10 protein-coding genes are annotated in these 11307 nt (G+C 46.6%); 3 read left to right on the top strand and 7 right to left on the bottom strand.

The annotated features are described in order from the left end of the window. Positions 1 to 83 precede the first annotated feature (83 nt). Together EOO50_RS01335 and EOO50_RS01340 are read right to left on the bottom strand one after the other, a co-directional pair. Positions 84 to 2498 carry a M28 family peptidase gene (locus EOO50_RS01335; protein WP_290837135.1) on the bottom strand — a complete coding sequence of 805 codons (2415 nt, stop codon included), beginning with the start codon at positions 2496 to 2498 and terminating at the stop codon, positions 84 to 86. Further along, positions 2495 to 2872, bottom strand: coding sequence for a hypothetical protein (locus EOO50_RS01340; RefSeq protein ID WP_290837137.1), 378 nt, complete (start codon positions 2870 to 2872; stop codon positions 2495 to 2497). The genes EOO50_RS01335 and EOO50_RS01340 overlap by 4 nt, the downstream gene beginning before the upstream one ends. A gap of 277 nt (positions 2873 to 3149) precedes the next feature. On the opposite strand from EOO50_RS01340, the gene ssb reads away from it, so the two are divergent. Continuing rightward, positions 3150 to 3479, top strand: coding sequence for a single-stranded DNA-binding protein (gene ssb / locus EOO50_RS01345; protein WP_290837139.1), 330 nt, complete (start codon positions 3150 to 3152; stop codon positions 3477 to 3479). 24 nt (positions 3480 to 3503) lie between these two features. Here ssb and EOO50_RS01350 read toward each other — a convergent pair whose 3' ends face one another. From EOO50_RS01350 to metG, 5 genes are all read right to left on the bottom strand, one after another. Then, a complete protein-coding gene (locus EOO50_RS01350) occupies positions 3504 to 4937 on the bottom strand; it encodes a hypothetical protein (RefSeq protein WP_290837141.1) in 1434 nt (477 codons plus the stop codon). A gap of 282 nt (positions 4938 to 5219) precedes the next feature. Continuing rightward, positions 5220 to 5738 (bottom strand): ferritin, encoded by a 519-nt coding sequence (locus EOO50_RS01360; protein ID WP_290837145.1) that lies wholly within the window; start codon positions 5736 to 5738, stop codon positions 5220 to 5222. Between the two features lie 92 nt (positions 5739 to 5830). After that, complete coding sequence (locus EOO50_RS01365; protein WP_290837147.1) at positions 5831 to 6460, bottom strand: chloramphenicol acetyltransferase; 630 nt, start codon at positions 6458 to 6460, stop codon at positions 5831 to 5833. Continuing rightward, positions 6457 to 7146 carry an HAD family hydrolase gene (locus EOO50_RS01370; protein WP_290837149.1) on the bottom strand — a complete coding sequence of 230 codons (690 nt, stop codon included), beginning with the start codon at positions 7144 to 7146 and terminating at the stop codon, positions 6457 to 6459. The genes EOO50_RS01365 and EOO50_RS01370 overlap by 4 nt, the downstream gene beginning before the upstream one ends. A gap of 78 nt (positions 7147 to 7224) precedes the next feature. After that, positions 7225 to 9297 carry a methionine--tRNA ligase gene (metG, locus tag EOO50_RS01375; protein WP_290837302.1) on the bottom strand — a complete coding sequence of 691 codons (2073 nt, stop codon included), beginning with the start codon at positions 9295 to 9297 and terminating at the stop codon, positions 7225 to 7227. A gap of 509 nt (positions 9298 to 9806) precedes the next feature. Between metG and EOO50_RS01380 the strand changes: the two genes are divergently transcribed. Both EOO50_RS01380 and EOO50_RS01385 read left to right on the top strand, forming a co-directional pair. Then, positions 9807 to 10769, top strand: a complete 963-nt coding sequence (locus tag EOO50_RS01380) for an LD-carboxypeptidase (RefSeq protein WP_290837151.1) — start codon at positions 9807 to 9809, stop codon at positions 10767 to 10769. A gap of 93 nt (positions 10770 to 10862) precedes the next feature. Then, on the top strand, positions 10863 to 11222 hold the full coding sequence (locus tag EOO50_RS01385; RefSeq protein WP_290837154.1) for a YraN family protein: 360 nt from the start codon (positions 10863 to 10865) through the stop codon (positions 11220 to 11222). Positions 11223 to 11307 lie beyond the last annotated feature (85 nt).

The raw sequence follows: 11307 nt of genomic DNA on the forward strand, positions 1-11307 counted from the left end.
CGTTTTTCAATAATCATTTGCACGGAGCGTAACAGTAAAACGCAAGTGTTTGCCGTATCGTATAGACTTTTAGACCGTTTTAACTATTGTTCGGTCGGAGTCGCTTCAATGGTTTCGTCGAGGTCGGGAATCGTATCGTTCATTCTCGCCGACGGCGGTGCATAATAACGTCGCACGGGAATCGGAATAATTGTCTTAGGCGTCGGAGCGATTTTCTTATGCAAAACAATCGCATCGTTAAGCACGAATGGCGTCGGCATCATCCAATCTTCACGTTGTTTCATATTGAATAACGGATTGGTCATCAAGTCGAACGAGGCTTCGAGCATTTCCATGTCGAGCGCCGTATTTTTCGGGATGCTGAACTGTAGCACGAGCGGCTCGTTGTCGACCACATAATAACTCATGATTTTCTTGCCGTTACGCGGATAACGCGAACCTTTTTGCCCGATGAGTTTCGCCCCGTTTCCTTTCAGGTTGTGGAAAACCATGTTCTCATTGGCAAAAATATCGTAACGGTTCACCTTGCGGTTCGGCGTGATTTTTATCGTGAGGTAACGTTGCGTCCCGATGACCGTATCCATTTGGAAATCGACGTAAGGCTCGGGCAGATCACGGTTTATCGCTTCAAAAGTATGCGTAAAGGTCGAACCGTATTTACTGAAAAGCGGTAGTTTGTTCAGCGATTCGGCGCCTTTTGGTTTGTCGGTCAAATAGATTTGGGTCCATTCGTCGAGATTCTTGTCGTAAGTCGCCCAGTTTGCGACGTCGTTGTCGGCATCATAAACATAGAGCAGGCTGTTCGGTTTCGCCTTTCCGGGTTCGTATCCCGAATTTAGATGAGCATAAACAAAACATCCGACGGAACATGCGATGAAAACCGCCGACCACAGTCCTTTTTTAGGGAACGATGCGAATATTGGAAGCAATAATCCGAAGACGAGCACCGTAAGCGCGGCACTTCCGAAAAGGATTTTGAGCCCGAGTCCGATCGGAAACATCGCGATAAAAGGAACGAAAATAAACATCGCAGGAATCGCGAAGATCGAATTGAGTACCGGACTGGAATGTTGCGTCGCGATGAAAACACCGAACATGAGCAAACTGAAAAACACGGGAATTATGAAGAATCCCGCTCCGGGCAAAAACGCGGCAATCCCTATGTTTATGAGTAGCCACAATAAAATCGGCGCGACCGTATAATTTCCGATGGCCGTTTCAGAACCTGTCCGCACATACCATAAGAACCCGATTCCGAAACTTAACAGCACGAACGCCAAGATATACGCGTGGCCGTTATAAGTAAATCCTTGCAAAATATCGGAATATTGCGGATAGATCGACAACAGCAGTTTCCATCCGAAGAAGCCGACGACTCCGGCCGTGACCACCGCGCACAGGAACAAAATGAATCCTTTTCCCATTTCGGCGGGCGACAATAGCCGTTTTCCCATGCCGACAAAAACCAGGAACAAGAAAAGAACGACGCAAATCGTCAACAGTCCAAAGTTCCATGAAAACGGATAGTGGATGAATCCGATCGGCGTGTTGAAATATACTTGGTCCACGTCCGAATCCAGGTTGCGCAGGTCGAGGTTCGCGAAATATCCGAGCAAAGGCACGAGATAACTTCCCTGATGCGACAGGGTTTCAGGACTTAAATGTTCGTAATCGTCCTGTTGCGTATGGTAGTTGTAATGGCCGTCGATGAATGCGAAGTTGAACCCTTGGATTTTGCCCTGTTCGCGAAAAACCGTCAAGTCGGTATCGTTGGGAAGCATTTTGTAAATGCTGTACATGAGCGAGTTCGAGACAGGGTAATCGGGATCGGCTTTTGAAAACGAGTCGACCATTTCAGAATTTCCGTTGTTCACTTCCATAAGCATGTAGCCCGGACCTTGCGAACCTCTCGCTTCGAAATTGAGCGCCAAACCTATTTGTTTTGCCCATTTGCTTTCTGAAACGAACAACGCGGCTCCGTTCAGGCCGAGTTCTTCGGCGTCGGTAAACACGATGAAAATATCGTTTTGGTGAGCGGTCTTGTTGTGCAGATACGCACGGATACCTTCCAAAATAACCGCGACTCCTGACGCATCGTCACTCGCCCCATGCGAATAGGAGTGAGGCGCGCTGTCGTAATGCGAGAGCAATAAAAGCGCCTTACCGCCGGTCGTTCCTTTGATGCGTGCGATGATGTTGCGCGATTTGACGAGATTTCCCCAATCGGTAAAACTCGTGCCTTCCTCGATTTCGGGTTCGAGACCCAATTGTTGTAATTCTTTTACGATGTATGCCTCGACTTTCTTGTGTGCGTCCGAACCAATATAATGCGGTTCTTTCGAGATTTCCTTGACATGAGTTAAGGCGCGGGCCGTCGAAAAGTCGGACAGCGCTTGCGTGTCGCTCGAGACGTACCGCGGCATTTGGTCGAAATACATCCAGCACAAAATCCCGAACAGGAAAAGGATGGATAGAAGTGAGGCATAACTTTTTTTCATCGTGGTAGTTGGTTTGGTGGGACGTGTTCGATTGGCTTCCTCACAATCTTGCACGCGTTGTCATTTGCAATTTTATAACCTTGGTCGTATAGAAAATAGTAATATTTGCCTTTCTTGGAAACATCCATGCTTGTGAAATATCCGAAATCAAAACCTTTTTCAAGTAGTTCGAGGCGTGAAGTTTTTGTTTTGCCCCCGGTGTTGAGTTCAGAAAGGATCCGATAGTTCCGACGCAGCCTGTTGTTGATATTGCGCATGAAGTTGCTGCTATCCTTGTTAATCTTGTTGTTGTAGCTACTGCGGCATTGATCTCCGCAAAACTTTTTGTCGTCGCGGCCCAGAAGGTTTTCTCCGCATTCAAAACAGGTTTTCATGGTCTTTCTTTTTAGAATGGTGTGGATTCGATGTGCGGCATTTCACTGAGGTTCTGCTCATTGAAAAGCCAAAATAATATGGCGTATAGTTTTCTAAAACTCTCTCAAATATAGGAATTTAATCCCATTTGCAAACGGCCGTAAGCGTTTACAAACGTTTACAAACGGAAGTAAACGATTAACAAACGACTATTATCGAAGTGATTTCTGAAGTTTGCGATGTTGTTTGCGGCATTGAGACCGCTTGAATTATAAACCATTTAAATTTTTACACGCCATGAATGCACTACGCAACAGAGTACAATTGATCGGCCATGCAGGCCAGGATCCCGAGATCAAGAATTTCGAAAAAGGAAAGCTCGCAAGCTTCAGCATCGCCACGAATGAAATCTATAAGAACGACAAGGGCGAAAAGGTCGAGGAAACCCAATGGCATCGGGCCGTCGCTTGGGGAAAAAATGCCGAATTCGTCGAGAAATACGTAACCAAAGGCAAAGAGCTCGCCGTAGAAGGGAAGCTCGTACATCGGAACTACGACGATAAAAACGGTGAGAAACGTTATATCACTGAAGTCGTTATCAACGAATTCATGCTGTTAAGCAAGTAGAAACGGTTGCTGTTTCAGCGCACATTATTTGATGATTGGTTCGGCAGGAAAGCCATCGGCGAACTTGCGAAGTTTGATCTCGCGTAATTTCGAATCGTAATAACTGAGCACGAAATAATCGCTGAACGGGCTCAGGTAATACAATGCGACGTTTTGATTTTTGGCTAAAAACTCCGAGAGGAAATCAACGGCCAAAGGCAATTGTTCTTTTGGCAAATGTTTGAAATTCTTGTCGAAAAGCGACTCGAAGAAGAACTGTTGGAAAGGAGCGTCGCCAAACACATCGTCGTAAACGCCGACCGATCCACCGCCAACGGCAATGCCCATCCCTAACGTTGCGCCAAGGATAATCGTTCCAGTGTCATGTCGACGGCGAACTCCGCCTGAAGTAACCAAGAGTTCGCCGTTGACCTGATATACCGAAATCGCCAAATCGCAACCCGAAACGCGATTCAGGAATTTCTTGAATGTCTTGACCGTCGACGGTTTTTGATTGGCGTGCTGGAACAGGAAAGGGGAGTTTTTTTCGACGACGGTATCTTGTTCGGCGAAGCGATATACGATCGCGGCATTGTCGGCATTTGCGCCCAACGCCTTTGATGAAAGCGTCAATTCGTTTTCGCTCGCACGCAGTTGATACAGCATTCCATTTTTGTAGAATGAGTTTGAGGAAGTGCTTTTCTTTACTTCGGGTTGCGGAACGTTGAATTCGGTTACGGAATAGTCCGACAAGGAGATCCTGAAAACCTGCGTGGCGTTTTCCATGTGATCCAACGTCAGCCAAAGCGCATCCTTGTCAGCATACAATTTTGATTTTGCAGCCGTTAAGAACAATGGATTCGTCGCCGATGAATCCATTTTTTCAGGCGGAAACCTAGTCAGGAATTCGGCGAGTTTATATGCTTTTCCCGATTCTGATTTGAACGAGAAACTTGAAAAGTCCATAACGTGAATCCCGGGAATGCCATTCGTAAACGAATATATTTTGAGTTTTTGTTCGTCGTCAAAAACGGTCAGGATGTAAAAGTATCCGTTATAGCTGAACGCGTTCAGGAATGTTTCCTTGTCATAGGAAATGGCGTATTGTTTCTCAATGCCGATATGTTGTCCAAAGTCAAATCCTGTGGCCGCGATCTTCGAAAAGTCATCCGACGCCCAATAGACATAAGGCGAACCTTCAGGGCCGACGCTATAGCCGGAAACATTTGAAAATCCTTCGGGACGTTTCGTCGAAATGCTGTCCCGGACGAACAAAGCCGAATTGTATTTCACGGCGGTCGTTTTTTCCTTGTCTGACGCCACAACGTAAAAATTTCTGTCCGATTCGTCTCCAAACGAAATCAGCTGTTGTCTGTCAAAAGGTTTCTTGAGTTCGAGTTTGCGTGACGACAACAACGTCTGTGAATGTGTCGGTGACGCAATGGCCAACAGGAAAACGAATAGCAATATCTTTTTCATACGGTAATTTACAAAATAAAACCCTCCGAGTTGGAGGGCTAATTTTTACAAGCTAGACGCTTGTCTATCAAATCGAACATCGGGCAGCGGCCGCAGCGTTTGTCCTCGCTCTTTTTATATTTTTCACAACAACTCGATTTGCAATTGTCGGCGACCTTGAGCTTTTTAAGGAGTTTTTTGTACTCCTTTTTCTTCTTGCCCTTTTCTTTCTCCTTCTTGCCCAAAACAATCACAATTTGAAACAAATATAAATTGTTTCGAAACATTCCAGATGAACTTTAACTATTTGGCATTGTAGTTCAAAGCGTTCAGGACCGGAATCTGTTGGATGTCGCGATCGAACAGATATAAGCCGCCGCGATCGTCCCCGATCATGTAGATTTTATCGAGAATAGTTTTAGCCTGGGCTTCTTCCTCGATCTGTTCCGCCACGTACCATTGCAGGAAGTTGTGGGTCGCATAATCTTTTTCGCCAAGGGTTTCATGCACCAGATTATTGATCGATTCCGACACGAAAACCTCATGTTTGTACAATTCTTCAAACATCTCCACGAAGTTCGTGAACATGGTTTTCGGAGCTTTCAATTCGGTGATTTGCGCATGTCCGCCGCGTTCGTTCACATAACGGACCAGCTTCAACATATGTGTGCGTTCCTCGTCTGATTGCGTATACATAAATTGCGCGATTCCATCCAAACCGTGAGTGTCGGCCCAACACGCCATCGAAAGGTAAATTTGCGACGACTCGGCTTCGATTCTTATCTGAAGGTTCAGCTGGGTTTCAATATTTTTTGATAACATGATTTCTTCGTTTTACGTAAAGTTACGCAAACCGAAATAAAGAAAGGATATAAATTGGGCGTGACGCGCGATTGGCGTTGGGTTTTCAAAGATTACTCCGACATCAGTTCGCGAACACGTTCCACGAATACGCCCATGTGATAACCGTCCATAAGCGCGTGATGTACGTGGACCGACATGGGCATCGTGCGCGTCCCGTCGCCGGCGATCGCCATTTTTCCGAACGAGACTTTCGGACAACTATCGGGAAAATCATAGCTGCGCGCGTGCGACAACGAAGTGAAATCCAGCCAAGGAATCGATGAAAAGTGAATTAGATTATCGACGGGAAATTCACGTGTAAACAGTCCGTCGGCGTTCTGGACGCGATGAATTTCGATCTTGGCATCGCGAGTGAAACGTTCCATATCGATCGTAAATTCGATGAGCGAAAACCCGAACGAGCCGTTTTCCCTGGCGATTGTCGCCGATCCGTCGATGCGGTCGTGAATCAAAACTTTGTCGTCGTCGACACGATAACGAAACGGTTCGATCTCGTTTACGGCCGTCAACGTCTTGTGCAAATAGTAAATAAAAAATGGAATTTGCTGTGCTTTCGCGTTCTCGTAAGCTTTCGTGCAATCGACGGTTACGGTCGCGCCGAAAAATGGCTCGGAGAATTTTCGGAAGAAATGAAAATGTTCCTTGCGTGGCCAGCTTTCGAGATCGAGATACGTTTTCATAATCCAAAAATCGGTAGGATTTGCGAAATATTTTCCAACGTCCTGAAGTTTTCGTGCTTGACTTCGTGGTCGATGCGTTCGTGCGCCCAAGTCGTGTGGAACGGGATGTGAACCGCATAACCGCCTATATTGAGCACGGGCAAAACGTCGGACTTCAACGAATTTCCGATCATGAAAAACTCATTCGGATTTACCTCAAGCCGACTCGTCAAATCAAGATAATCCTGATCTTTTTTGTCGCTCATGACCTCGATATGGTGGAAATATTTCCCGAGTCCCGAATTGTGCAACTTGCGTCTTTGGTCGAGCAGATCGCCTTTCGTGGCCACGACGAGTTTGTATTTCCCGTGAAGCGCGGCGAGTGTTTCCTCAACGCCATCAAGCAGTTCGATCGGTTTTTGGAGCAATTCTTTTCCGTAGTCAAGAATCCGCGCGACCGCCTCGATGCTCAATGTGTTGTTCGAAATTTTCAAAGCTGCTTCGATCATCGACAACGTATACGCCTTGATTCCGTAGCCATAAAGACCAAGATTGTCGATCTCGACCTTGAACAATTCCTGCGAAAGCCCTTGATGCGACAGATAATCTTCCATCAAGATGAGGAATTTTTGTTCGATTTCCTGGAAATAAGGCTCGTTGACGAAAAGCGTGTCGTCGGCGTCGAATGCGATTACTTTAATATTCATGCGTATTTTTTTAGCCGCAGACGGCATGAATTAACACAAACCAATTCATGAAATCCGCGTCATTTGTGGCGTAACTTTTTAGTTTATTGTCTCGCCGTTACCAACACCGTCGGCGTCCGGATTCACGAAAACCAATTTGCCTTCGGCGTTCGTCGTCATCAAGATCATGCCTTGGCTTTCCACGCCGCGCAAGTTTCTCGGAGCGAGATTCACCAAAACGGTTACGCGTTTCCCCACGACTTCCTCAGGTGTAAAACTTTCGGCGATTCCCGAAACGATCGTGCGGACGTCGATTCCCGTGTCGATCTTAAGCACTAAAAGTTTGTTCGCTTTGGGCATTTTCTCGGCTTCGATGATCGTTCCTACGCGAAGATCGATTTTCGCGAAATCCTCGTACGTGATGGTTTCCTTCTGTGCTTCCACTTTCTTGTTTTCGGCTTTGTTGGCGGTCTTGGTCGCCTCTAATTTTTCAATTTGTTTCTGGATCGCGTCGTCCTCGATTTTGGAGAACAGCAATTCCGCCTGTCCGATTTGCGTCCCGGGCGACAAAATCGTCTGTGGTTTCGCAACTTCGTCCCAATCGTTCACATCGGCAGGACTCGGATGAACACCGAGCATTTTCTTCAATTTATCCGACGTAAACGGTAAAAACGGTTCACTCAAAACGGCCAGAGCCGTCGCGATCTGCAACGCTACGAACATTTGTGTTTTCACGCGTTCGGGATTTTCCTTGATGAGTTTCCACGGTTCTTCGTCGGCGAGATATTTGTTTCCGAGTCGCGCCACGTTCATGAGTTCGCCCAACGCCTCGCGGAAACGATAGCGCTCGATCGAACTCGAAATCACGGCCGGATACGCGCGCATTTCAGTCAATGTCTGGTTGTCGATGTCGTTGAATTCGCCTGGTTCCGGAACAATTCCTTCGTAATATTTGTTAGTCAAAACCACCACGCGGTTGATGAAATTCCCAAGAACCGCAACCAATTCGTTGTTGTTTCTCGCCTGGAAATCCTTCCAAGTAAAATCGTTGTCCTTCGTTTCGGGCGCGTTCGACGTCAATGCATAACGCAAAACATCCTGTTGGTTCGGGAAGTCTTCCAAATATTCGTGGAGCCAAACCGCCCAGTTTTTCGACGTAGACAATTTGTTGCCTTCGAGGTTCAGGAATTCGTTCGCGGGAACGTTGTCGGGCATGATGAAACTGCCTTCGGCCTTGAGCATCGCCGGGAAAATCACGCAATGGAATACGATGTTATCCTTTCCGATGAAGTGCACCAACTTGGTTTCCGAATCTTTCCAATACGGTTCCCAATCCTTGCCTTCGCGCTCGGCCCATTCCTTCGTTGACGAAATATATCCGATAGGCGCGTCGAACCAAACGTACAGCACTTTTCCTTCGGCGCCTTCAACGGGAACGGGAATTCCCCAATCCAGATCGCGCGTCACGGCACGTGGTTTCAAACCGTCGTCAAGCCACGATTTTACTTGTCCGAGAACATTCGTTTTCCAGTCTTTCGCATGGTCTTTCAAGATCCAGTTGTTCAGGAACGCGTCGTATTGATCGAGCGGCAAAAACCAGTGCGTCGTTTTTTTCATCACGGGCGTTTCACCGGTAATCGTCGATTTCGGATTGATCAGGTCGGTGGCGTTCAACGACGAGCCGCAACGTTCGCATTGGTCTCCGTACGCTTCTTCGTTTCCGCATTTCGGACAGGTTCCTGTTACGAATCGGTCGGCCAAAAACTGGTTGGCTTTCGCGTCGAACAACTGCTCGGTTTCTTCTTCGATAAATTTTCCTTCGTCATACAATTTCCTGAAAAACGCCGAAGCGGTCTCGAAATGAATTTTACGCGACGTCCGCGAATAATTGTCGAACGAAATCCCGAAATCATCGAACGACTTTCGGATAATCCCGTCGTATTTGTCAATGACTTCCTGAGGCGTCAAACCTTCTTTGCGCGCCTTCATCGGGATCGCGACCCCGTGTTCGTCGCTGCCGCAAATGAATGCGACATCTTTGCCTTGGATGCGTTGGTAGCGCGCGTAAATGTCGCTGGGCACGTAAACGCCCGCCAAATGGCCGATGTGGATCGGGCCGTTCGTGTACGGAAGCGCCGCGGTAATCGTATATCGTTTTGGATTTTGGATCATAGTAAAATAAATGTGTGCAAAAATAAGCATTTCGAACGGGAGTTTTACCTTTAAGCAATTGAGAGATTTTTGAACCGTTAAGTTCATTAAGGGCATTAAGAAAAGCGCAGTGAAAATCACGTCTTAATGTTCTTAATGGTTTAAAATAGTTAATGTCCTAAAAGCATTTTGCTTCGCGAGTTTGCTCTTTTTGGAGCTTGGTCTCGCTGTCCGCTACTAGCTTTGTCAAAAAATCCAAGTTTTTGTGGGGCGCGGCGGCGACCGAAGGAAGCCAGCCGCGCCTCTTACAAAAACAGGATTTTTCTTCAAAAGGCTAACCGCTCACATCGGGGCTAGGTTTTCGTCCGACGTGAAAATTCGCGGTTTTTTCAAGGGTTGTAAGACCTAACAGGTTTTCAAAACCTGTTAGGTCTACAAAAGTCTTCAAATCGAAAAAGCAGCAACTACATTTTTTCCGCCTATTTTCTTAAAGTTTTTCCCTTTTTGATTTTGTCGGTTATCTTTGGAATATGAGCAGACATTTCCTTTTTATCACACTGTTAATTTCGGCAGCGCTTCAAGCCCAAACCAGAAAAACGATCGCGCCTCCATATCTCAAAAAAGGCGACACGATCGGGATCATTGCCACGGCGCGTAAAATCGATGAAGTAAATTTACAAGCCGGGAAAGCCTTGGCCGAGAGTTGGGGATTGCACGTCGTCATGGGAAAAACCATCGGAAAAAGTGAAAATCAGCTCTCAGGTCCTGATTGGCAACGCGCCACGGATCTGCAAGAAATGCTCGACAACCCGAAGATCAAGATGATTTGGGGAGCGAAAGGCGGTTACGGAACGGTTCGCATCATCGACCGCGTGAATTTCGAGAAGTTCAAGAAAAAACCAAAATGGATCGTCGGGTTCAGCGACATGACGGTTTTGCATTCGCATTTGAATACATTGGGCTATCAAACGATTCACGGCATCGTCGCTTTGAGTGCGAAAAGCGCCACCGAAGACGCGAAGAGTTCCCTCAAACAGACGCTTTTCGGACAAAAACCCGAATACAAATTGCAGCCCCATGAATTTAACCGCGTCGGCAAAGCGAAAGGCGAGATCGTCGGCGGGAATTTGTCGGTGTTGTACAGCATTCTCGGGTCGAAATCAGAGGCCAACGTCAAAGACAAAATCCTTTTCATCGAAGATCTGGATGAATATCTGTACCACATCGACCGCATGCTGTTCAACCTCAAACGCAACGGGTATTTCGATAATGTCAAGGCGGTCGTGATCGGCGCGATGACCGAGATGAACGACAACGACATCCCGTGGGGCAAAAATGCGCTCCAGATCGCCCAGGACATTTTCAAGGAGTATGATTTTCCGGTCATTTACAACTTCCCGGCCGGACACATCAAAGATAACCGCGCGTTGATCTTGGGTTCAACTGTTTCGATCGAGGTCACATCGTCCGGCTCGACCGTCAAATTCGAATAACTTTCACATTAAGTACATGTTTCATGTACAATCGGCGAAGAACATATTCGTAACTTTTCTTTGCACTTTGAACCATGCACTTTGCACTAGAAAATGGCTACCCACAACGAACTCGGCAAAACCGGCGAACAACTTGCCGTCGATTTTCTGCGAGCGGCCGGATACGAAATCCTCGAACGGAACTGGACGTATTTAAAAGCTGAGATCGACATCATCGCACGCAAGGAAAACACCTTGGCGGTCGTCGAAGTCAAGACGCGATCGTCCATCGATTTCGGCCTTCCGCAAGACTTCGTAAATCCCAAAAAAATCCGTTTGTTGCTCGTTGCCGTAAATGCGTATGTCGAAATGCACGACATTGATACTGAGATACGTTTCGATATTATTGCGATCCACAAAACCGAAAACGATTGTATCATTGAACATTTGTGCGACGCGTTCTATTATTTCTGAAAAATTAACAGAAACCACGAGCTTAAAATGATTAAAAATAAATTAATTAGCTACATTTGCGCCTTTCCCAACTACAACTATTAAG

Origin of the sequence: Flavobacterium sp., assembly GCF_004211145.1 — a bacterium.
GTDB lineage: Bacteria > Bacteroidota > Bacteroidia > Flavobacteriales > Flavobacteriaceae > Flavobacterium.

What these genes read in the sequence shown, in the direction of transcription:
- EOO50_RS01335 (WP_290837135.1), bottom strand. Translation starts at nt 2,498, where the DNA reads ATGAAAAAAAGTTATGCCTCACTTCTATCCATCCTTTTCCTGTTCGGG.
- EOO50_RS01340 (WP_290837137.1), bottom strand. Translation starts at nt 2,872, where the DNA reads ATGAAAACCTGTTTTGAATGCGGAGAAAACCTTCTGGGCCGCGACGAC.
- ssb (WP_290837139.1), top strand. Translation starts at nt 3,150, where the DNA reads ATGAATGCACTACGCAACAGAGTACAATTGATCGGCCATGCAGGCCAG.
- EOO50_RS01350 (WP_290837141.1), bottom strand. Translation starts at nt 4,937, where the DNA reads ATGAAAAAGATATTGCTATTCGTTTTCCTGTTGGCCATTGCGTCACCG.
- EOO50_RS01360 (WP_290837145.1), bottom strand. Translation starts at nt 5,738, where the DNA reads ATGTTATCAAAAAATATTGAAACCCAGCTGAACCTTCAGATAAGAATC.
- EOO50_RS01365 (WP_290837147.1), bottom strand. Translation starts at nt 6,460, where the DNA reads ATGAAAACGTATCTCGATCTCGAAAGCTGGCCACGCAAGGAACATTTT.
- EOO50_RS01370 (WP_290837149.1), bottom strand. Translation starts at nt 7,146, where the DNA reads ATGAATATTAAAGTAATCGCATTCGACGCCGACGACACGCTTTTCGTC.
- metG (WP_290837302.1), bottom strand. Translation starts at nt 9,297, where the DNA reads ATGATCCAAAATCCAAAACGATATACGATTACCGCGGCGCTTCCGTAC.
- EOO50_RS01380 (WP_290837151.1), top strand. Translation starts at nt 9,807, where the DNA reads ATGAGCAGACATTTCCTTTTTATCACACTGTTAATTTCGGCAGCGCTT.
- EOO50_RS01385 (WP_290837154.1), top strand. Translation starts at nt 10,863, where the DNA reads ATGGCTACCCACAACGAACTCGGCAAAACCGGCGAACAACTTGCCGTC.